Genomic DNA, 23,031 nt, shown 5'->3' with positions numbered 1-23,031 from the left:
ACTTTTGATATTTTATTTATTAATTCATATCCATTTTTTTCATTATTTAGTTCAGGAACTTTTTCAAAATATCCTAATTGTATATATATTGGAGTTAGAATGGGAAGACCTGAAAAAGCAAAGATTAGAGAATTAAAAGGTTCAATAATGGTTCTATTTCCTGTAGGAGAAGAAGGAGGAAGAATGAGAAATCTTTTAGAATCAATGAAATATCAGAAAATTGTTTCGGATTTAAGAACATATTATTGTCCAAATTGTAAAATATATGTTCCATATAAAAAATGTATATTCTGTAATTCAGAAACAAAATTGTTAAAGACAGAAGATGGAAAAGAACATAAAAAATATGCAATACAGATCTCAAAATATATAGAAGCAGCATTAAAAAATTTGGGATTAGATCCCTCTCAATTGCCAAAAATAATAAAGGGACCAGAAGGTTTAAGTTCAAGAAATAAACAACCAGAGAGATTGGAAAAGGGAATATTGAGGGCAAAATATGGTATATTTGTATTTAGGGATGGAACGGTAAGATTTGATGCTATAGAAGTACCGATTACATATTTTAAACCAAAAGATTTAGTATATACTCCAATAGAAAAATTGAAAGAATTGGGATATACACATGATATTTATGGAAATCCATTGGAAAGTGAAGATCAAATATTAGAATTAAAACCTCAAGATATTATATTACCAACAATTGGTCCATTAAAGAAAGGCGGTAAATTAAAGAAAGATGGATTCTTAATCTCTTTAATAAATACTGCCAAATTTATTGATGAAGAATTGGAAAGATTATATAAAATGAATAAATATTATAATGTAAAGAGACCAGAAGATTTATTAGGTCATCTATTAATTGTTTTAGCCCCACATACTTCTGCAGGTACTGTTGGAAGAATAATTGGATTTTCAAGAACTCAGGCTTTACTTATGCATCCAATGATGCATGCTGCAATTAGAAGAAACTGTGACGGAGATGAAGGAACAGTATTATTATTATTAGATGCTCTATTAAACTTTTCTAGGGAATATTTACCAGATAAAAGGGGAGGAACTATGGATGCTCCATTAACAATTACAATAAAGGTTAAAGGGATGGAGATAGATGATGAAGTACAAAAGTTTGATACTGTTTGGAATTATCCACTAGAATTATATGAAGCAGCATTACAATATAAACCTCCAGAATCTGTAAAAATACAAATATTTAAAGAAAGAATTGATACACCAACAGAATATGTAAATTGGGGATTTATGCATGATATAAATTCTATTAGTGAAAATGGAAATAAGGTTTCTGCATATAAATCTTTGGGAGAAATGTTGGAGAAATTGAATTTTGAATTAAAATTGGCAAAATTATTAAGATCTGTAGATCCAAGTACTGTTGCAAGTTTGGTAATAAATTTACATTTTGCAAGAGATATTAAAGGTAATTTGAGAAAGTTTTCTGAACAAGAATTTAGATGTATAAAATGTAATAAAAGATTTAGAAGACCTCCTTTATCTGGAAAATGTGATAGATGTGGAGGAAGAATTGTAATGACAGTTCATTATGGTAGTGTTGTAAAATATTTAGAGCCAAGTTTATGGTTAGCCGAAAAATTGAAATTGGATGAATATACAAGTTCTAGCTTAAAAGCATTGAAAATGAAAATAGATCAAACATTTGGAAATCAATCTAAGGAAAAGCAAATTAAAGATTTCTTTAATTTATAAAATGTTTATATTATCTGGACTGGGACAAAATAAAGATGAGATACCTTATGGATTAATAGAAGAAATAAAAAATGCAGATTTAATATTTCTAGAATATTATACAAATTTTATTGATAAAGAGACAAAAGAATTTTTATTAAATATAAGAAAAGATATAAATATTGTTGATAGAAATTTTGTAGAATTAGAATTAGAAAAAATAATATTAAATAATAGGGATAAAAAAATAATATTAATAACATCGGGAAATCCTCTATTTGCTACTACTCATATGTATTTTATTGAACTTTGTAAGAAGAATAATATAGAATTTAAAATAATAAATTCCCCATCTATATTTGATGAAATTGGAAAAATAGGGTTATTTTTATATAAGTTTGGAAGGACGGTTTCTATATCATTTCATGAATCTACAGAATTTTATGATTATATTATAAGAAATTATAAAAATAATTTACATACTTTGGTCTTATTAGATTTAGATCCAATAAATAATAAATATTTAGATCATAAAGAAGCGATAAAAAGATTATTAGAAATAGATAATAAAAGAGAAAAAATTTTTAGTGAAAATTTTAAGTTAATTGTATGTTCTAATCTAAATAGAAAAAATGAAAAAATATACTATAAAGAAATAAAGGAATTATTAAATATGAATTTAGATCCTCCTATATGTATTATAATACCGTCAAATTTAAATAAAATAGAGTTGGAATTTTTATTATGTATGATATCCTGATAGAAAAGATAAGGTATAATTATTTTATATTGTTCTTTCTAAGTATATTAATAATAGTATTTTCTACATTATTATCATTAAAATCTGGACCATATGGTGGGATATTAATAATTGCAATATCTTTAGTTCCTTTTGTTCAAATATACAATAAATTAATAGAAAAAGATGAAAAAATATCTGAAAAGATAAAATCAAAGAGAAACCTATTTTTCAGATATAAAGAATATTTTATAATGTCTTTTGTAATATTTTTTGCATCAATAATTGGATTCTATATAGGTTATCTAATAAATTATAATTTATTTTATCCACAAATACAAGCAATAGAAGATATAAGGGAAAATGTAATTGCTCTAAGTTATGGACATGCAATATATCCAAATACTTTCTTTACATACATATTATTTAATAATATGACAGTTTTATTGTTATTTTTCTCATTTTCAATAATATTTGGTGCTGGGTCTATATATTTATTATTATGGAATGCATCAATTATTGGGGTATTCTTAGGTTTAAGAGCATCAGAATATGTTTCAAATAATATTATATATAAATTTATTTTAATCCCAACTTTTAGTTTATTAGAAATTTTACCACATGGAATATTAGAATTTTTAGGATATTTCTTAGCAGCATTGGCTGGTAATATTTTATCAATAGCATTTATAAAAAACCTTGATAGAAAAACTTTGGAAATTATACTTTCAGATTCTTTAGCATTATTTGTTTTATCTATATTATTTATATTTATAGCAGCATTAATAGAGGCTTATATTATTTAAATGAAAATATTTTTTATGTATGAGTCATTTGATTATATAAAAGAGGGAATAATATATGGAAAAATAAAGAATATGATGAAGGATAAAGTAATAATAGAAATAAATGGGAAAGATTATTCATTTGATAAATCTATAGATATGAATAATTTAAATTCTGGGGATTATGTAAGATTTTATATAAAAAATAATAATATAATTTATATTGAAAAAATAAGTCCAAAATTGTATGAAAATATTAAGAAAATTCTAGAAAGCTTAAACGAATAATTCTTTTTTATTTTTTATTAAAAATATTAGCCAAAAAATAATTAAAAACAGTGTTGTAAATATTTCCCATAAAAAATCATGTAAGAAATAGGGATTAACATTAAATATGTAATAAAAATAAAAGACAGACCATAACCTAAATATATTTAATATAAACAATATTGGCGAAAGAATAATGAAATAATATATTTTTTTCTTTATATTTAATGTAGGTGTAGAAAATACTAGGGCAAATATACCAAATATTGATTTAAAGCCAGTGCATTCTTGATCAATTATAAAACTTATATTTTTTATATATACAACATTATTTTCTAACGTAAAATTTATATGAGAATAGTATAATATCTTTGATATAATTTCTGAATAACTTATCAAAAAATTATATGGTAAAACAATATAATAATAACTAAATAAAAATAGCGGTATTGAGTATATTAACATATTTGCAAAAAATATAGATAAAAGTAATTCCTTTCTTAATATTTTATTACTTTTTGCATAATCTATTAATTTACCATAATATTTTTTTATTATATATTCAAACATTTTTTACTTTTGCAGCAACTCCTATTTTAAAATCTTTAATTTCTTTTCCAGATAATAAACTTTCTCCTATTGCTAGTAAATTATCATTTTTATCTACTATTAATACAATATCTTTTGGCAATATATTTTCATCCAAATTATCAACAAATTTATTAAATACAGATTTTCCCTCTTTTATAAATTTTACTGCTTCATCTTTTACAACAATCCTATACTTTGGAAATTTTAACAGTTCTTTTACTATTAATCCTCCATAAAACGTTAATATAATAAATCCTGTTGTTGGTTCTATTGTTCCAAATAATTTATCATCTATATATATTCTTCTTATTCTCCCAGTTTTTTTGCTTTTTTCAATTTTTATTTTTTCTTTATATTTTTCAATTATTTTATCTCCAATATTATCTCCAAACTGATAATTTAATATTCCCTTAACTATTGATAATTCCATAATAGTATAATATAAACTTCTCAGCCATTTCTTCAGCAATTATGCTATTATTATTATATATAATAACTGTATTGTTTTGATTATTAAATATTATTCCATAAGAATCGTTTGTTGGTAATAAATATATTAATAATGTTTCATTTCTTGGTAGAATATATGTTAAATTTTCATTATTGTTATATGTAGTATATAAGAAAATATAATTATCGTTTATACTATTATTTTCTAAAAAATATTTGCATCCAGGACCATTATAGTAGAAAGAACATGCATATATTAAATTTTTATTATATTTTAATAAATATATCAATATATAGAGGATTTCTGCGTTATAATATCCACTTAATGTTGGATCAAAAATAAATACTTGATATTTATAGTTATTTAATGAATTATATAAACTTGTATTTGAATATATTGGTATAAATTCTAATTGTGTAATATTATATGGTCCGGCAATTGTTATATTATTTGGATTTGTATATACATAGGTCTGATTGTTATTAATATTATTTGTATAATTTATTATTTTAGATTTGATAGTTATTATTAATACTAAAATTATAAAAGCTATGACTAAAATCAATAAATTAATAACTTTTTCTCTTTTCATATATTAATCTTTTGATAAATATATATAAATTTTCTAATTCTAAAAAATATTAATGAGTACTAATGATGTGGATGAGAAATTATTGGAGGTTCTTAAACAGAATGCTTATGGATTGACTATATCTGAATTATCAAAAATCTTAAATATTAATAGAATTACATTATCTAAACATCTTGAAATATTAAAAGAGAGAGGATATTTAAATTATAGAGTTGTCGGAAAAGCAAAAATATGGTATATAAATGAAGATGTAAACTTTTTAGAGATGATTCATGGAAATACGCCAATAATAAGATTAATTAGAAAAGATAAAAACGAATTTTATAGTATTTCTGATATAAAATTCTTAATAATTCCATCAGAAATATTTCAGGTTTTATATTTACAGGCTTTAGAAATAAATAATCTAAATTTCATTAGAGATTCTGGAAAAAGATTTGGCATTATAATTTCTACTACATATAAGATGTATTCTGGAATAGAGAGAGTTTTAAATGAAGAATATCTAAAAGAAATAATTAAGTTGACTGAGAAATTTGGTTTTGGAAAAATAGAAGATATATTCATTGATATTAAAGCATTAGATTTCTTAATTACATTAAATTCATCTATAGAATCTTTAATATTAAAAGATATAGAAGACATATTAAAGGAAAAAAATGTAGAAATAAAAGAATATTTCATGGAAGGATATTTTGAGGGATTATTAAGTACTCTGTTTGGAATACCAATGATAGCAATAAATAAATCTACATTATATAAAGATCCAAAAACAGAATTTGTAATAAGAAAGAAATGATTATTTGTATAACAGGAGTACCCGGTGTTGGAAAAAGCACAATAGCAAAGAGATTGGCAAAAGAAATAAATGCTGTTTTAATTGATATTAATGATTTTGCAATTAAGAATAATTTATATGAAGAATATGATGAAGCAGAACAAACATATATAGTAGATGAAAATAAGTTATTTCAAGAAATTGATAATTATATAAAAAATTTAAATAGTAAATATATTATTATAGAAGGAAATTTTGCACATTTATATGATAAAGGGGATTTATATATTGTTATAAGAGCAGACCCAAATATACTATATGAGAGATTATCAAAAGAAAGAAATTATACATATCATAAGATTTTTACAAATATATGGGCAATGAACCTTGAAGTTATAGAAGATGAATTAGAGGAAATGAAAAAAGAGTATTATGTTTTTTATAACAATAAAGAAGATGATATTAATAATATAATAAAAGAAATAAAAAGATTAATAGAAAATAAGGAAAAATCAAATCAATAAAAAATTTTCTGTCCAAAACTTATAAGTCTTATATATATAATATATATATGGCAGAAGAGAAAAAAGGATTATATCCTATTGTATTATCTCCAGAAAAATATGCGAGAACAATAGGTAGAGAAGCAATGAGATCAAACATCATGGCAGCTGTATTGGTATCGGAAATATTAAAAACATCTTTAGGACCAAGGGGAATGGATAAAATGTTAGTAGATGAATTGGGAGATATAACTGTTACAAATGATGGGGCAACAATATTGGATCAAATGCATGTTGAGCATCCTGCTGCTAAGTTAATAATAGAAATAGCAAAAACACAAGATAAAGAAGTTGGTGATGGTACTAAAAGATCTACAGTTTTGGCAGGTGAATTATTAAAGAGAGCGGATGAATTATTGGATAAAAATATACATCCAACAGTTATTATGGAAGGTTATAGTAAGGCAGCAGTTATTGCTGAAGAATTAGTAAATAAGTTAGCTCAAAAGGTATCAATGAATGATGAAGAAATATTAATAAAGGTTGCAAAGTCTGCATTATCATCAAAAATAGCATCACTTTATTCAGATAAATTGGCAAAAATAGTTGTTGATGCTGTTAGGAAAGTAACGGATGTTGTAGAACTATCAAATGGAGAAAAGAAAATAATTGTAGATCTTGATTCATTAAAGATTGAAAAGAAAATTGGTGGTGGTGTGGAAGAAACATCACTAATAGATGGAATAGTAATAGATAAGGAAAAAATACATGGAGAAATGCCAAAGGTTGTTTCAAAAGCAAAGATAGCATTAATAGGTGATGCCATTGAAATTAAAGAAACAGAAACAGATGCTAGGATAAATATATCTTCACCAGATCAATTAGAACAATTCTTGAATAAGGAAAGAGAGATGTTAAGGAAAATGGTAGAAAAGATAAGAGAAGTAGGAGCAAATGTTGTATTTGTACAAAAAGGAGTTGATGATTTAGCAGCTTATTATTTGGCAAAATATGGAATATTAGCGGTAAGAAGAGTTAAGAAATCAGATATGGAAAAAATAGCTAAAGCAACTGGTGGAAAAATTGTAAATTCCATTGATGAATTATCAGAAAATGATTTGGGATATGCGGAATTAGTTGAAGAAAGAAAAGTTGCAGATGAAAATATGATATTTATAACTGGATGTAGAAATCCAAAGGCTGTTACAATATTAATAAGAGCAGGATCTGAGCATGTTGCAGATGAGATTGAAAGATCTATAAATGATGCAATTAAAGATGTTGCAACAGTAATTAAATATGGAAAAGTAATCGCTGGGGGTGGTGCATTGGAAATGGAATTAGCAGAAGGAATAAGAAAAGAAGCAAAAAAGGAATCATCAAAAGTACAAATGGCAATGCTAGCATTTGCAGATGCATTAGAAGCAATACCAGCTGCATTGGCAGAAAATGCTGGTATGGATACTATAGAAGCAATGACACAATTAAGAGCATTACATGAGCAAGGTAAAAAATGGGCTGGAATTGATGCAATTGAAGGTAAAGTTGCAGATATGTGGGAGAAAAATGTAATAGAACCAGCAAATATTACTATACAAGCTATAAAGTCTGCAGTAGAAGCTGCTATAATGATATTGAAGATAGATGATGTTATTGCTGCAGTAGGAAAATCAACGGGAGGAGAAGGATCATCAAGTAAATCAGGAGAAGAGGGAGAAGTTGAAGAATAGTTTTTAAAAGATTTATAAATATCAAAATTTTTTATTTTTTTATGCCATCGCAAGAGTATGAACTTATGCCAACAGATCCTGTTGAAAAATTGATTGAAGAGATAGAAAATTTAAAGGACGATTTAGCTACATTAAAAAATGATTTAAAAAATAATATTGAAGAAATAAAAAGACAAGTTTCAATACCATCTGAAACAAATCCAATAATTAAAAAGGAAGCTCAAGCTCAAATGTATTATGCACAATCAAACATAGATACATCATTTTATAAGGAAATTGTAAATTCATTAATAAAAAGTAATATAGACTTACAAGCAAGAATATCAGAATTGGTGGTTGTTACAAATAATTTATATAGAGAAATAAAGAATTTATTTGATATATTTAAAGAAGCTGCTTTATTAAGGCCAAAAGAGAAAGAAAAAAATGAAAATAATATAGAACTATTAAAGAGAATAGAAAACTTAGAAAAAGCCAATCTAAAAGTGGCAGAATTATTAGATAATCTTAAGAAACAAATAGAGGGTATAAAAAGTAATCAAAGTACAAGTTATACAAGTTCATCAATACAAAGTTATAACAGGATGATATAAAAATTAATAAAATTTTTTAATATATTTATAAAATGAAATTACAATCTCAGCTTGTTAGTTATTTATTGTTAGGGCTTATTGTAGTTGGTTTGTCAATGGGGATATATGAATGGGGTATACCACTAATACAAAAATCTCAAATTAGATCTACAATAAATGATATACAGAGTCAATTAACTTCTTTGGCAGAAACTATACCATCTGTTGTACAAAGTAGAGGATCTCAAACAGTTACATTAAATTTACCTGAGGGTTCTTTGAATATATATAATAATTTAATTCAATATTCATTTCAGTCCCCTGCAATTTATTATAATCCATCTATTTCCGTAATTCCAATAAATTATAATTACTATACATATATTCCATGTAATGTTAATAATTCTATTTCAATACCTTCATCCGGTTATAATTCTATTCAATTATGCGGTATTCCTGATCTTATAGTTAAGGTGAATTCTTCTAATATAATAATACAAGATGTGAACAATAATACTCTAATATTGCCTTTAGCAAATACTAATAATGTTATAACACAATATTTTGATTTTAATATAGAAGTTCAGAATAATAATGTATTATTTATTCCTCAATATAATACTGGAATAGCAGGATCATCATATTATCCAGAGTGTTTGCTTTCAGCAACCCAGTTGAGCGGAGTTATACAATATCAGGTAGCATGTAGGCCAATGTATAATCCTCAAAATAGGCAATGCGAATGGATAATAATAGAACCAACAGGAGAAACATCAACTACAACAAATGGAAATTCTATTAATGTAAACTTGCAATATAATGGATTAAATATTATTAATAATCCAAATTCTACTGTTTGTAATCAATTAGTATACTACTATGTACAAGCTTCTATTGTATAATGCCGGTAAATGCAATAGAAATTGTATTAATAACTTTAATATTATTTTTTATTTCCCAATCAATGATTCTATATTTCAATCATATAACAAATCCATCAAATTATGATAAAATAGTTTTAAATTATATAGAATCGAATGTTGAGTTTTGTATATACTATTCTTACCTATATGATGCAAATCTTTTTTGTCAACCTTCACAAAATTATAAATTTTCAATAAGTGCGATTAATAATATTGTATATATATCTTATAATGGAAATTTATTATCAATAAATTTGAATAATAATAACTCTTACTTTCATCCTATTTATGGTCAAGGTTTGAACTCTTTCTTTTTACAATATAACAATTATTCTTCAAATTCTATTTTATATCTAAGTTAAATTTATATTTTCCCAAGTTTTCATTAAATATATGAATAACATTTATGATTTTATTGATGATGTTGTAGATGTAATAAGAAAAAAGATTGAAATAAAAAGAAAATTAAATGAAAGAACTGAGAAAATAAATATAATAGGGGGTGCAAATAATGGATATCAACCAATTTATATACCATTAAACAATAATAAATATGAAAAAAGAAAGAAGAAAAAAAGAAACAAAAAAGTTTATAATATAAATTTTGTTAATATACCTACAGAAAATAGAAAAATTACTGAAAAAGATAAAATTAATTTTTTTATAGAATTGTATGGAAAAAATGAAAATATAAATCAATTTAGATATCCACTAACAAAGATGAATATTCTTGGTAGAGAATATATCTTTGCATATGCAGATATATCATGGGATAATGAATATGGGGAGCTTGTATATCATGTAATAGAACCTAGTATAGATAAAAATGATAGAAAAATTATAAATTCAATAATTGATGATTTAGCAAGAACATCCGAACTTCCTTTAGGAATGGAAAAAAATGAAGAATATATGAAAAATTATATAATAAAGCAATCTTTAAATATAATAAAAGAAAAAGGATATAAGATAGACCCAAATAAATTACCATATATATTATATTACATAATAAGGGATACAATTGGTTATGGAATAATAGATCCATTAATGAGAGATCCATTAATAGAAGATATATCCTGTACAGGTATAAATTATCCAATATATATATTCCATAGAAATCCATTAATAGGTGAAATAAAAACAAATTTGCAATTTAATTCTGATGAAGAATTGGATAATTTTGTAATAAAGTTATCTGTAAGGACTGGAAGAATTGTTTCTGTTGCAAATCCTTTATTAGATGCTGCTTTACCTAATGGAGCAAGAATTCAAATAACCTTTGGAAAAGATATTTCTAGGAGAGGTTCTTCATTTACAATTAGAAAATTTACAGAAGATCCATTCACGCCAATTGATCTACTATTATATGGAACTGTTGACTTTAATATGCTGGCATATTTATGGACATTAATAGAAGAAGGTAGGTCATTATTAATATCTGGAGGAACTGCTACAGGTAAAACATCATTCTTAAATGCAATATCTCTATTTATCAAACCAGAGAAAAAGATAATATCAATAGAAGATACTGCAGAATTAAAGTTACCACATCCAAACTGGTTATCAGAAGTTGCAAGACCAGGATATGGTCCAAATAGATATGGTGAAGTTACTATGTTTGATCTATTAAAAGCTGCTTTGAGACAGAGACCAGATTATATAATTGTAGGTGAGGTAAGAGGTGAGGAAGCTTATATATTATTTCAGGCAATGGCAACAGGTCATGCTGGTTTGGGTACTATACATGCAGAAAGTTTTGAAGCATTAATGGATAGATTATTATCCCCTCCAATTAATTTACCTCCATCTTTATTGGAAGTATTGGATGGAGTTGTATTTCTTAAGAGATTGAGATATCAAGGAAAATATGTAAGAAGGGTAGATAAAATATATGAAATAATAGGATTTAATAAAGAAAAAAAGGATGTAGATAGGATAATTTCATTTAGATGGAATCCTAAGGATGATTCATATATACCGGGAGAAAGTTATGTATTAAATAAAATTGCTGAAATTAGAAATTGGAATAAAAATGATATAGAAACCAACTTCAAATTTAAAATAAGGGTATTAGAATATATGCTAGAAAATAATATAAGAAATTATAGAAAGATTGCAGAAATTATGAGTATGTATTATAACAATCCAGATAAATTAATGAGTTTAGTAGGATTTTAATTCAATAATTTCGATGGGCCTTTTATTATAAAATTTTATTGTATATGTTTTATTATATTCTAATTGAATATTCTTTTCTAAATATAATACATTAAAATTGTCTGTTAATACTATATAATTATTCTCTCTTTCTTTTAATAATCTTATATGTCTATATGATATATAATTTTGATTTAGATTTATATCTTCATCTATCTTCTCTATTAGATCTATATTATTTATGAATATTGATAGAACAAAGTTATTTAGAACAACACCATTTTTTACTTTTATGTTAATATTTTCCTTTAATAAGTTCTCTTTTCTTTTCCATTTATAATCTTTAATTATTAACTTAATTAATCCTGTTTCATCTCCAGCTTCTAGAATTATTAAATTATCCTTTTTTATTAATATTTTATTTATCTTTAATTTTATTTCTCTTACTTTTAATCCTGGATATAAATTTTTTACTTTTATATTATATAAATCTTCTAATGTTAGTCCTCTTTCTTTTAATATCAATAAAATAGCTGTTTCTTCATCAATTAAATTTTTATATTGCTTTATTTTTTCATTTATTAATTCTTGTAATTTTGTTTTTGATATACCTAAAATAGATGAAACATAATTTTTATCTATCATAAATAATATTTAGCAATAAAAAATAAATTTTTATTTAAGTTCACAACCAGGTATGGCATTGGGTGGACTAGCAATAGATGGACTACAGCTACTTCCAGAAAGGTTTATACATAAGTTTGGACCAAGTCCACATTCAACTTCAGAACCATTATATAAAGTAAATGAATATTGGAAATAAATACTACAGTTAGAAGTTACATATTGAGAATTTGCTAACATTTGTAATTGAGCATTTGGATCGGTAGAAGTTCCCATTTGTGTGTTTATTGCTGATGCATATTCTGAACATAGCGCAAAAATTTTTTGATTGGGTGATGGAGTTGGAGGGGTTGGCGGAGTTGGTTGATTAGGTGGTAGAATGAAATTTCCAATAAGAAATACAACTATAGCTATTGCAATAATTGCTAGAATTATAGTATTTAAAGGCAAATTCTGAGTTCTTTTTATCATTTAAATATAAATTTTTTTATAAATATAAAATTTTCTATGTATTTCCTTATAAATAATATTTAGCAATAAAAAATAAATCTTTATTTAAGTTCACAGCCTGGTATACCATTTGGAGGTGCACAAGAAGATCCAGAACCAGTATTACTGGAACTAGAAGATCCTCCTGATCCACCAGATCCTCCAGAACCAGAACCGGAGCCGGAACCCGAGTTAGAATTGAGCATTATACAAGCGTTTGAACCAAGTCCACATTCAACTTCAGAACCATTATATAAAGTAAATGAATATTGGAAATAAATACTACAGTTAGAAGTTACATATTGAGAATTTGCTAACATTTGTAATTGAGCATTTGGATCGGTAGAAGTTCCCATTTGTGTGTTTATTGCTGATGCATATTCTGAACATAGTGCATTATTTGTTTGATTAGATGAAGTAAATGGACTAGTTTGTCCAACGAATTTTCCAATTCCACCAGTGAATATTAATATAAGAAATACCAATACAACTATTGCAATAATTGCCAAAATTATAGTATTTAAAGGTAAACCCTGAGTTCTTTTTACCATTTTAAATATAAAGCTTTTTATAAATATAAACTTTTCTATTTATTTATATAATTGTAATGAGGATTTCTTTTGTGCTATTAAGGGTAAATATACATGAATGGGATGATAAAAATAGAATATTAAATGCAATTGATTTATTATTAAAAGATATTGATAGAAAAAAGATAGAGATAAATAATTATAAAGACAAAGGATTAATAAGTAATATAATTGAGGTATATGAAATAAAAATTAATAATAAAAATAGCATAGATATATTTTTTAGAAATTTAATTTCTTTAGGATTAAAGTTTGAAAATATAAAAAGTAATTGCAACTTTGATGAGAATTATAATATTTATCTAAGAATTGATAAGAATGAATTGACATTAAATAAAATTATTAAATTACATTATACAGAAGATTCCTTTTTATTAAAAATAAGTTTTGATCATTATAAAAAGGATAAGGAAATAGTTTTAAATTATTTGAAAGAATATCTGGAAAATATAAATAAAAAATTTTTATACAATAATATTTAATGAAATTTGTTCATGTTTCTGATACCCATTTAGGATGCCAAATTCCGGTAGAATATGGTGAGATTAGAAAATATGATTTTCTAAATTCGTTTAAACAGGTTATAGAATTTGCAATTAAAGAAAAGGTAGATTTTATAATTCATTCTGGAGATTTTTTTGATGATTATTTTAGAATAGATTCAAAATATCTATTGGAAATATTGGATATATTGTTTAAATTGAAAGATAATAAAATACCATTAATATTTATTAGGGGAAATCATGATACAAAAGGATTAAGACAAAATGTTTTAGAAATATTAAAAAGATTGGATTTAGTATATGAGGCAAATATAAAAGAACCATTTATATATAAGGATGTATATATTTATGGAATATCTGAACCATCAAATTTGTCATATGAACAATTGAGAGCATATTATAAAAAGAATTTATCTAATTTAAAATTTGAAAATAATGGTTATACAATATTTATGTTTCATGGTGCAATAAATATATTTCCAGAAAGTATTTTAGAAGGTTATAGCAAAGAACCAAGGATTTTATCTCCAGAAGATTTTCCCAAAGCTAATTATTATGCATTTGGTCATTTTCATAAAAAACATTTGGAAAAACATGATAATATAATATTTGCTTTACCAGGTTCTACTGAAAGGACTGAAATATCAAAAGATGAAGAAAATATAAAGAAGGGATTTTTTTATGTAAGAGATGATAATATAGAATTTAAAGAATTAAATGTTAGGCCAATATATATTTATGAAGATATAATAAATAATGATTATGGATTAAATAAACTAAAGAATGATATTTATAATAAATCTAAGGAAACGATTATAAAAATTAAAGTTAGATATAAGAAAGATTATTATATTAATATAAAAAATCTATTAGAAAATTTAATGGAATCTGGATACTTAATTTTAGATGATTCTTATTCTTTAGATGAAGAAATAAAATTAAATAATGAAGTAATTACAATAGATAGTATAATAGATAGTTCTTTTTTTGTAAATGATAAGGAAGAAGTAATAAAAATGTTTAATTATATAAAAGAATTATTTGAAGAAATGTATTCTGGTAAAAATTCCGATTTGGATAGAATAAGGGAAACTATATTTAAACAATTAATAAAATGAGGATTAATAAAATAAAATTAGAGAACTTTAAAATACATAAAAATTTAGAGATAAATTTTGATGAAAAAAATATAATAATAGGAGAAAATGGAGTTGGAAAAACTTCTATATTTCAAGCAATATTATTTGGTTTATTTGGAAAAGATTCTTTATCCAGTATAAATATATCAAATGTATCATCTTTAATAAGAATTGGTTCATATAATTTAAATGTAGAATTGGAAATTTCTAATGGAAATACTTTATACAAAATAATAAGATCTTCAAATAATAATGGAGAATCTAAGGCAATATTATATGAAGGTAATAAAGTTATATCTTCTGGACCAGATATTGTTAATAAAAAAATAAGAGAAATATTGAATATAAATAGAGTTGAAAAATTTACAGATGTATTATATATAAAACAGGGGGATTTGGGAAGATATATTAATTTATCTGGAAAAATTGAATTAACAAAGTTATTAGAAAAAATATTTGATATAGAATATTATTCTTTAATATTAAAAGTAGTTGAGGGATTAATAAAAGATTTAGAAAAGGAAAAAGAATATAAAGAAAAAGAAAGAAATTTATTATCAAAAGATATAGAATTATATAAGAACATTTTTGGGGATAGAGATATTGATAAATTATTGGAAGAAATTAATAAATATTTGGAATTAAAGAAAATAAGAGATAATATATATAAAGATTATTTAGAGTTAAAAACATTGGAAAGTGGTATAGATTATAATTTATTAACTCAAGAAAATTACTTAAATCAAAAGTTAAAAGAATATGAAGAAAAAGAAAGGGAATTATATGATAATATATTAAATCTTGAATCTGAAAGAAAAAATCTCAAATATGAAAATTATTCAAAAGATTTGTTAAATAGTTCTTTAGAATATTTAGAAAATAGAAAAAAGGAATTGGAATATTTGGAAAATGTTGATGAAAAAGAATTAGAATATAAATTAAAAGAATTAAAGGAAATATATTCAAATATAGAAAAATATATAGAATATAAAAATATAGAAAATGAAATAAAAAATATAGATAATAAAAAGAAAGAATTAGAAAATAATATTATAATTTTGGAAAATAAAATAAGGGAGGAAGAGGAATATTTAAATATATTAAATAGAGAAATATCGGAATGTCCAGTATGTAAGAGAGCTCTGGATGAAGATTTACATAAAAAATTGTTAAATCAATATAGAGAGAGTTTAAATAAAGATAAGGAAAATTTAAATAAATTTAAAAATGAAAAAAATAATTTAGATAGACAATATCAAGAAATAGAAAATAAATATAAGTATTTTTTATATATTCAAGGAAAAATTAAAGATAAAATAAATTTATCTGATATTGAAAATGAAAAAATAAGGATTGAAAAAGAAATTAATGAAATAAGTTATAAAATAAATCAAATAAATGAATATAAAATAATAAAAGATACAATAAATTATATAAAGAAAAATGAATTGGATAAGGTTATAGATAATTTAAGAAAGGAATATCAAAATATAAAAAATGAGATAAATAATATTAGATATTCTTTAATGAAAATAGAAAATATGAAAAAGAATTTGGAAAAAATAAAAGATATATATAAAAGAAATAATTTAAATTCTTTAAAAGAGTTTGAAGATAAATTGAATGAGCTTGATAAAGAAATAAAAAAATATGAAAATTTAAAACCAGAATTAATAAAAAATTATAAAGAAAAATTAAATATGTATAATAATATAAATGAAAAATTAAAGAATATGGGTAAAAATATAAATGTTTTAAGATCCTTATATGGTGTTTTACTAAAATATATAGAAGTTAATAGAGAAAAAATATCGAAAAACCTAGAAAATGCATTTAAATTCTATTTTAAGAAGTTATATAGATATCAAGATATTGTAGATGTTGGAATAGATATAAAAGAGAGTAAGGTAAAAGATGAAAAATTATTTTATATTTATGTAATTAAAAATATTGATGGAAAAACTATTAAAAAATATATTGATGAAGCTGGATTAAGTGGAGGACAAATAAAAATATTGGATTTAGCATTAAGATTGGCAATTGCTTCTATACTAAATTTAAATATAAATGTATTGTTATTAGATGAGCCTACCGAATCTTTAGATGAAAATGTAAGATTATCTTTAGCCCAATTAATATCAAGTTTGGATAATTATCAAGTAATATTATGTACACATGATGATTTGTTTAAAGATAATGTTGAAGGAAAAATAATAGAAATTAAAAGGTAATTATTGCATATCCTTTATCTACTAATCTATTCATCTCTTCATATGAAAATATTTTATCTTTATATATTAATTTTTCTTCTGGTATATTGAATCTTACCATACATTTTTCACATGCGTATATATTTATGTTTAAATTTTTCATATCTCCTAAATGTTTAGATATAATTAAATTAAATTCTTCATTTTCTTTATTTAAAGCTCTAATTCCTGCTAAAATAAAACAAATTTTTACATCTTCTGCTCCACTCATTTTTAATATTTTTGAAAATTCTAAAGCCATTTCCAAAGTATTTTTATCATCTTTCGTTAATAATATTAAATATTTTGCCATAAAAGATATAAAAATGTTGTTATTTATAAATGTTTAAACATTTATTTCAAATTATTATAATGATATATAAAGTTAGAACATACATACCAGGATTTGATGAGATATTATATGGAGGAATACCAGAAAGAAATGTAGTATTATTAAGTGGAGGACCTGGTACAGGAAAATCTATCTTAGGTAAACAATTTTTATATAATGGATTAAAGAATAATGAAAATGGAGTATTTATTGCATTGGAAGAACATCCAGTAACTGTGAGGAGGAGTTTTAAGAATTTTGGATGGGATATATCAAAATATGAGGAAGAAGGAAAAATAGCAATTGTAGATGCATTTACTGGTGGAACAGGTACTGCAGCTCAAAGAGAAAGATATTTAGTAAGAGATTTAGATAATATACATGAACTATTAGATGTTGTAAGGCAGGCAATAAAAGATACAAATGCTAAAAGAGTTGTTATAGATTCTGTTTCTACATTATATTTGACAAAACCGGCAATGGCTAGATCTATAGTAATGTCATTAAAAAGGTTGATTGCAGGTTTGGGATGTACTGCAATATTTGTCTCACAAATTTCTGTTGGTGAGAGAGGGTTTGGTGGACCTGGAGTTGAACATGCAGTAGATGGGATTGTAAGGATGGATTTAGATGAGGTAGATGGAAAATTGTATAGATCAATTATTGTATGGAAGATGAGAGATACAAAACACAGTTTACTAAGACATCCAATGCAAATAGATGAAAATGGAATAAAAATTGAATGGGATAAATATATTAGAATAGGAATTAATAATGTAAAAATAGATAATATACCTCAGGAAATGATTGAAGAAATAAATAAAGCTATGCAAGAAGTTGAGAAATATTCTGAATATAGAAAGAGTAATGTTCAAGAATTTGAAGAAGAATGATTAAAGAATTTAAATATCTTTTTTGATTTTCCTTTTTATTAAGAAAGGATAATTATATGAAGACTTATATATTTTAAAGAATTTGTTAATACTATGATATATACATTTTTTAATCTAATATTAATATTACTTATTGGTATTTTTGCAGGTATTGAAGGTTCTATAACCGGTCTAGGTGGTGGAGCAATTATTTCTCCAATCTTAACAATATTTCTAGACTATCCATTGTATTTAACAATTGGTGTATCTTTATTATCTACTATTTCAACATCTTTATCCTCATCTTTAACATATATAAAGAAAAAAATTGCCAATGATAATATAGCAATTAGTTTATTAACTGCTACAACTTTTGGCGCTATATTTGGATTTCTTTTAAATAACTATCTATATACCCATAATTTATTTTTTATTGTTTATATAATATTTGGTGTTGTATTATTATTATCTTCAATATTTTTGATAATAAAGAATTTAAGAAAAAGATATTACCCATCAAAACCGGATGATTCTACATATTTCTTTAATTTATTTGGAAAATATGAAGAAAAAGGAGAAATAATATATTATGATGGAGTAAGATGGGTTTATGGATGGATTGTTATGTTATTTGCAGGTTTTGTTTCTGGTTTATTAGGAATTGGTTCTGGAATATTAAAAGTTTTGGGAATGGATTTAATAATGAATTTACCAATAAAAGTAAGTACTACTACTAGTAATTTTATGATAGGAATAACTGCAGATACTTCTTCAATTTTATATTTCAAAGCAGGTTATATAGACTTTATTTTATTGCCTTTCCTTACTTTAGGGGTTTTAATTGGTGCATGGATTGGAACTAGATTATTAATGAAATTAAAGGATAATACAGTAAGATTCATTTTTATAATATTTGTATCATATTTAGGTGCAAAATTATTATTAGCAGGTTTAAATATTGATAATATACTTTATTCATTATTGATTACTTTTATAATTTCCTTAATTTCATTTATACTATTAAAAAAGGTAAAATTTAAAGAGAAAGAAGAAGAAAAATTGAATTTTGAAAAATATATTAAAGAAGACGATGCTTTTATTAACAAAATGTATAAATTTCAAAAAATTGCACTTATATTATTATTTATTTTAAATATTTCAGCTATAATATATTATTTATTAACAGAAAATATTTTATTATCATATATTTATTACTTTATTTTGATTTCTATACCATTTATAGAAATTTTAATGGAATTAAAGAAATATCTTAATGAAAAGAATACATTATATATAGCATTATCAACAATCATCATAATTAATTTAATATTAGGTATGTTTATTTTACCGTTCATAATTTTATGAAGTATTATCCTTTAATAAAGAAAAGAATTCTATAAAAAATCAAGTATATTTTTTTGGTCTTCTTTTCTTATTTTTTTAATTGTCATCCAAGATTCTCTAATATAATCTTTTAATATCTCATAATTTTCTTTTATTGCTTTAACTGTCCTTTCATCAGATGGATATCCAGAACCAATATCTAAATTTAATTTCTCCTTAATTTTATCAATTTCTCTATCCCTTATGACTTTTGCAATAATAGAAGCTGCAGATACTACTGGATATTTTTTGTCTGCCTTATTTTCTGCAATTATTTCAACATTTATTTTTAAATTATTTTTTATATATTCTATTACTTTTTTTGTATTAACCATTGGAGAATCAATTATTACTTTATCCGGTTTTATTTCTTCAATTATTTTTATCATGTTATTAAATTCTAAATAGTTTAATTTATTTTTATATACATAATAGTCTATTGTCTTTGGATCAATTATTATATATTTATATTTATCTGTTAATTTTACTATTTCATTATATATATCTTCTCTTTGTTTTCTTGTTAATTCTTTAGAATCTTTAACTCCCAAAGATTTTAGTAATTCAATTTTTTCTTCTTCTATACAATAACCTGCAATTACCATTGGACCAATTACAGGCCCCCTTCCAGCTTCATCAATTCCCAATATTATTTTCATTGTGTATTAGATTTTTTCCATACTTTCGGGTATAAACCTCTCTTTATAATAACCCTATCAATATCAACAGCAATACCTTTTTCAGAATCTAAAATTTTTTCGGAATCCATTAATGCAGTTCCATATGCAACTATTTCTCCTTTTAATGTAAATATTGTTACTAAATCACCTTCCTTTATATTCGAATATAGTTTTGATATTCCTTTTACTGTTAGGTTTGCTCCATGTGCAATTGCATCAACTGCAGTATCTAATATCCAAATTTTCTTTGTATGTTCTGCCGCAACTTCTGCTGGTAGAAAAACTTTCCTTATATATTTTTCATTATTTTCATTTCTCCAAAACCATATAGAATCAACTATATCTTGTAAAGTAGATAAGGGATATTTTTCAGAATCCTCTTTTAATTCTCCAACTCTAATTCTTCTTAATTGTTGCATATGAGCTTTTGTTCCTAGAGCTTTTCCTATATCATCTATTAATTTTCTTATATATACACCAGCTTCTGTTGCGATTTGTAATAACCAATCTCTACCATCAACTTCTAATACTTTTATACAATAAACATTTTTCTCTCTGGGAACTTTTTTTACTGCAGATTTTAGTGGTGGTTTCTGAATAATTTTCCCTTGAAATTTATTTAATACTTCATATACTTTATTTTCATCAATATCTTTATGTATATGCATCCATGCTATATATTCCTTTCCAGCAGTTAATAATAATTTTAATACTTTTGTTCCCCTTCCAATTCCTATTGGTAATACTCCAGTTACTTTTGGATCCAGTGTACCAGCATGTCCGGCTTTCTTATTTAAAATATTTTTTATCCATCCAGATACCTGGTGAGATGTAGGTCCCTTTGGTTTATCTAAATTGATAATTGAGAAATCTAATAATTCATTTATTGGCCTTTTCCATGGATCATAACCATATTTTTCATTTGTTTCTTCCTCTCTTTTAATAAGGATCTCATATTTTTCATTTTCATATGGTAATTTACAATATTCTACCATAAAATTTTGATAATAAAAATTCATATATATACAACTTTGGAATTTTTAAATATTTATTAATAAATTTTTCTATTTATTACTAATATGTTGTCATATTATTTTATGATATGAGTACCTTTTAGTTAGTATATTTATAAATGATGTAAAGTTATGCGACTTAATTAATATTTTATAAATATTTTTCAAAAAATTTATATAAAAAATATATAAGATTTTTGTATTAGAAATCTAATATACAACCTATTAGATACAAATTTTTTATTTATAAATTTTCTCGAATAAATTTTTTCATATATTAGGACAACTTTTTTGTAATAACATAATTTAACGTCGTATAACTGTATAAAATTTTACTATATAATAGATATAACAATTTCTCTTTATAAGTTTTATGAAAAACTTTATAAATATAATATATAAATTTTTCTAATATATTATATAAAGAATAAAATACTTATTTTAAAAATGTCTAATGATTCAACAACAATATATATTGGAGATATTAAAGAAGAATTGGAAGAATTAAAGAAAAAAGGTTATACAATAAAAGATATATTAAAGAAAGGTATTGAATATATAAAGATTCAAGAAAATATTCCATATAATATTTCTGAATTAGGTCAGTCTATAAAGGAATTAAGAAGTCAGGTAGAAATGATAAAGGAGTTTAATCTATCTATACTATTATTAAATAAAAGTATAAATAGGTTAAATAAAATTTTGAAAAGAAAGAAGAAAGTAAAAAAGAAAAAGAAAGGACTATTGAGAAGGTTGATTAACTTCTTGTATGGATGATTCTTTATTTTCTTCTTTATTTATATTTTGATTTAATAATTTTTCTTTATCTATATTTGAATAAGGATTATAACCTATTTTATCCTCTTCATCAACTTTAACCAAATAACCTGGAGAAGATATTACTTTATCTCCTATAACAATATGCCTATGTACAATTAATTGTCTTGCCTGTCTTATTGTTTTTGCCAAACCTTTTCTAAATACAATTGTTTGTAATCTTCTTTCTAATATTTCTCTTACTGTTATGTTTAGAGCCTCACTTATATCAGAATTTTTATTTAATAATCCTAATTTAACTAATCTATTCTTCAATTTTTCTTCTTCTTTTGATACATCTACTCCAGCAGCTTTTTTAGCGTTTAAATATCTAACATAGAATCTTATTCTTCTAGCAATTGTAGATGCTTTCCATATTTCTCTTTTATTTTTTAATCCATATTGTTTTAATAGTTGTCTTTCCTCTTCTATTCTATCCTTTTGCCAAGGATGTCCAGGACCTTCCCAGGTTTTTCTATTTCTCCACATTTTATTCTTTATTTTCAGATTTTTGTTGGGCCCTTAATTCTTTATTCTTCACTACACCAAC

General features: G+C 23.7%; 26 protein-coding genes and 1 pseudogene. 17 read left to right on the top strand and 10 right to left on the bottom strand.

The features are described from left to right. The 4 genes and pseudogenes from DDW03_RS00135 to DDW03_RS00120 form a co-directional block, all read left to right on the top strand. Positions 1–1,725: pseudogene (locus DDW03_RS00135) on the top strand (DNA polymerase II large subunit); the annotation flags it as partial. Position 1,726: 1 nt separating this feature from the next. After that, positions 1,727–2,464: a diphthine synthase gene (dph5, locus tag DDW03_RS00130; protein ID WP_228615036.1), complete on the top strand. Its 738-nt coding sequence runs from the start codon at positions 1,727–1,729 to the stop codon at positions 2,462–2,464. Continuing rightward, the gene (locus tag DDW03_RS00125) at positions 2,449–3,249 is read left to right on the top strand and encodes a stage II sporulation protein M (RefSeq protein WP_228615035.1); all 801 of its coding nucleotides are present in this window, start codon (positions 2,449–2,451) and stop codon (positions 3,247–3,249) included. The genes dph5 and DDW03_RS00125 overlap by 16 nt, the downstream gene beginning before the upstream one ends. 15 nt (positions 3,250–3,264) lie before the next feature. Then, positions 3,265–3,516, top strand: a complete 252-nt coding sequence (locus DDW03_RS00120; protein WP_228615034.1) for a hypothetical protein — start codon at positions 3,265–3,267, stop codon at positions 3,514–3,516. Here the strand turns inward: DDW03_RS00120 and DDW03_RS00115 are convergent. From DDW03_RS00115 to DDW03_RS00105, 3 genes are read right to left on the bottom strand one after another with little or no spacing between them, the layout of a single operon-like run. After that, entirely contained in the window at positions 3,505–4,065 is a 561-nt protein-coding gene (locus DDW03_RS00115; protein WP_228615033.1) for an archaeosortase/exosortase family protein, read from the bottom strand. The genes DDW03_RS00120 and DDW03_RS00115 overlap by 12 nt on opposite strands. Then, a complete protein-coding gene (locus DDW03_RS00110; protein WP_228615032.1) occupies positions 4,058–4,516 on the bottom strand; it encodes a PUA domain-containing protein in 459 nt (152 codons plus the stop codon). The genes DDW03_RS00115 and DDW03_RS00110 overlap by 8 nt, the downstream gene beginning before the upstream one ends. Continuing rightward, the gene (locus DDW03_RS00105) at positions 4,497–5,129 is read right to left on the bottom strand and encodes a hypothetical protein (protein ID WP_228615031.1); all 633 of its coding nucleotides are present in this window, start codon (positions 5,127–5,129) and stop codon (positions 4,497–4,499) included. The genes DDW03_RS00110 and DDW03_RS00105 overlap by 20 nt, the downstream gene beginning before the upstream one ends. A 52-nt stretch (positions 5,130–5,181) precedes the next feature. On the opposite strand from DDW03_RS00105, the gene DDW03_RS00100 reads away from it, so the two are divergent. The 7 genes from DDW03_RS00100 to DDW03_RS00070 all read left to right on the top strand — a co-directional run bounded on the left by DDW03_RS00100 (position 5,182) and on the right by DDW03_RS00070 (position 11,813). Next, on the top strand, positions 5,182–5,928 hold the full coding sequence (locus DDW03_RS00100) for a winged helix-turn-helix domain-containing protein (RefSeq protein WP_228615030.1): 747 nt from the start codon (positions 5,182–5,184) through the stop codon (positions 5,926–5,928). Further along, a complete protein-coding gene (locus DDW03_RS00095) occupies positions 5,925–6,431 on the top strand; it encodes an AAA family ATPase (protein ID WP_228615029.1) in 507 nt (168 codons plus the stop codon). The genes DDW03_RS00100 and DDW03_RS00095 overlap by 4 nt, the downstream gene beginning before the upstream one ends. Before the next feature lie 47 nt (positions 6,432–6,478). Continuing rightward, positions 6,479–8,140: a thermosome subunit beta gene (thsB, locus tag DDW03_RS00090; RefSeq protein WP_228615028.1), complete on the top strand. Its 1,662-nt coding sequence runs from the start codon at positions 6,479–6,481 to the stop codon at positions 8,138–8,140. A gap of 41 nt (positions 8,141–8,181) precedes the next feature. Beyond that, the gene (locus DDW03_RS00085; protein WP_228615027.1) at positions 8,182–8,733 is read left to right on the top strand and encodes a hypothetical protein; all 552 of its coding nucleotides are present in this window, start codon (positions 8,182–8,184) and stop codon (positions 8,731–8,733) included. 32 nt (positions 8,734–8,765) lie between these two features. Further along, positions 8,766–9,614: a hypothetical protein gene (locus DDW03_RS00080; RefSeq protein WP_228615026.1), complete on the top strand. Its 849-nt coding sequence runs from the start codon at positions 8,766–8,768 to the stop codon at positions 9,612–9,614. A 62-nt stretch (positions 9,615–9,676) separates the two neighbouring features. Next, positions 9,677–9,997, top strand: a complete 321-nt coding sequence (locus DDW03_RS00075) for a hypothetical protein (protein WP_228615025.1) — start codon at positions 9,677–9,679, stop codon at positions 9,995–9,997. Between the two features lie 31 nt (positions 9,998–10,028). Further along, on the top strand, positions 10,029–11,813 hold the full coding sequence (locus DDW03_RS00070) for a type II/IV secretion system ATPase subunit (RefSeq protein ID WP_228615024.1): 1,785 nt from the start codon (positions 10,029–10,031) through the stop codon (positions 11,811–11,813). On the opposite strand, the gene DDW03_RS00065 is transcribed toward DDW03_RS00070, so the two are convergent. From DDW03_RS00065 to DDW03_RS00055, 3 genes are all read right to left on the bottom strand, one after another. Then, entirely contained in the window at positions 11,799–12,437 is a 639-nt protein-coding gene (locus DDW03_RS00065; RefSeq protein WP_228615023.1) for a hypothetical protein, read from the bottom strand. The two genes, DDW03_RS00070 and DDW03_RS00065, sit on opposite strands and share 15 nt — an antisense overlap. Before the next feature lie 30 nt (positions 12,438–12,467). Beyond that, on the bottom strand, positions 12,468–12,887 hold the full coding sequence (locus DDW03_RS00060; protein WP_228615022.1) for a hypothetical protein: 420 nt from the start codon (positions 12,885–12,887) through the stop codon (positions 12,468–12,470). An 80-nt stretch (positions 12,888–12,967) separates the two neighbouring features. Beyond that, positions 12,968–13,456, bottom strand: a complete 489-nt coding sequence (locus tag DDW03_RS00055) for a hypothetical protein (RefSeq protein ID WP_228615021.1) — start codon at positions 13,454–13,456, stop codon at positions 12,968–12,970. Between the two features lie 56 nt (positions 13,457–13,512). On the opposite strand from DDW03_RS00055, the gene DDW03_RS00050 reads away from it, so the two are divergent. Genes DDW03_RS00050 through DDW03_RS00040 form a run of 3 tightly spaced genes read left to right on the top strand, consistent with a single transcriptional unit; the run spans position 13,513 to position 17,368 of the window. After that, positions 13,513–13,977, top strand: a complete 465-nt coding sequence (locus DDW03_RS00050) for an RNA-binding domain-containing protein (protein ID WP_228615020.1) — start codon at positions 13,513–13,515, stop codon at positions 13,975–13,977. Further along, entirely contained in the window at positions 13,977–15,116 is a 1,140-nt protein-coding gene (locus DDW03_RS00045; protein WP_228615019.1) for a metallophosphoesterase family protein, read from the top strand. Before DDW03_RS00050 ends, DDW03_RS00045 begins: the two co-directional genes overlap by 1 nt. Further along, positions 15,113–17,368, top strand: a complete 2,256-nt coding sequence (locus DDW03_RS00040; RefSeq protein ID WP_228615018.1) for an AAA family ATPase — start codon at positions 15,113–15,115, stop codon at positions 17,366–17,368. Before DDW03_RS00045 ends, DDW03_RS00040 begins: the two co-directional genes overlap by 4 nt. On the opposite strand, the gene DDW03_RS00035 is transcribed toward DDW03_RS00040, so the two are convergent. Continuing rightward, positions 17,358–17,699, bottom strand: coding sequence for a DsrE family protein (locus DDW03_RS00035; RefSeq protein ID WP_228615017.1), 342 nt, complete (start codon positions 17,697–17,699; stop codon positions 17,358–17,360). The two genes, DDW03_RS00040 and DDW03_RS00035, sit on opposite strands and share 11 nt — an antisense overlap. 59 nt (positions 17,700–17,758) lie before the next feature. On the opposite strand from DDW03_RS00035, the gene DDW03_RS00030 reads away from it, so the two are divergent. Together DDW03_RS00030 and DDW03_RS00025 are read left to right on the top strand one after the other, a co-directional pair. Next, the gene (locus tag DDW03_RS00030) at positions 17,759–18,610 is read left to right on the top strand and encodes a KaiC domain-containing protein (RefSeq protein WP_228615016.1); all 852 of its coding nucleotides are present in this window, start codon (positions 17,759–17,761) and stop codon (positions 18,608–18,610) included. Between the two features lie 93 nt (positions 18,611–18,703). Continuing rightward, on the top strand, positions 18,704–19,954 hold the full coding sequence (locus DDW03_RS00025) for a sulfite exporter TauE/SafE family protein (protein WP_228615015.1): 1,251 nt from the start codon (positions 18,704–18,706) through the stop codon (positions 19,952–19,954). Positions 19,955–19,983: 29 nt separating this feature from the next. Here DDW03_RS00025 and rnhB read toward each other — a convergent pair whose 3' ends face one another. Both rnhB and DDW03_RS00015 read right to left on the bottom strand, forming a co-directional pair. Then, positions 19,984–20,631, bottom strand: a complete 648-nt coding sequence (gene rnhB / locus DDW03_RS00020; protein WP_228615014.1) for a ribonuclease HII — start codon at positions 20,629–20,631, stop codon at positions 19,984–19,986. Continuing rightward, a complete protein-coding gene (locus DDW03_RS00015; protein ID WP_228615013.1) occupies positions 20,628–21,647 on the bottom strand; it encodes an RNA-guided pseudouridylation complex pseudouridine synthase subunit Cbf5 in 1,020 nt (339 codons plus the stop codon). Before DDW03_RS00015 ends, rnhB begins: the two co-directional genes overlap by 4 nt. Positions 21,648–22,112: 465 nt before the next feature. On the opposite strand from DDW03_RS00015, the gene DDW03_RS00010 reads away from it, so the two are divergent. Next, on the top strand, positions 22,113–22,442 hold the full coding sequence (locus DDW03_RS00010; protein ID WP_228615012.1) for a hypothetical protein: 330 nt from the start codon (positions 22,113–22,115) through the stop codon (positions 22,440–22,442). Here the strand turns inward: DDW03_RS00010 and DDW03_RS00005 are convergent. Further along, entirely contained in the window at positions 22,407–22,970 is a 564-nt protein-coding gene (locus DDW03_RS00005; RefSeq protein WP_228615011.1) for a 30S ribosomal protein S4, read from the bottom strand. The genes DDW03_RS00010 and DDW03_RS00005 overlap by 36 nt on opposite strands. Positions 22,971–23,031 lie beyond the last annotated feature (61 nt).

Origin of the sequence: Candidatus Nanobsidianus stetteri (assembly GCF_003086415.1) — an archaeon.
GTDB classification, from domain to species: domain Archaea; phylum Nanobdellota; class Nanobdellia; order Nanobdellales; family Nanobdellaceae; genus Nanobdella; species Nanobdella stetteri_A.
Note: the sequence above shows the minus strand (reverse complement) of the source record. Positions and strands in the feature narration are given on the sequence as shown.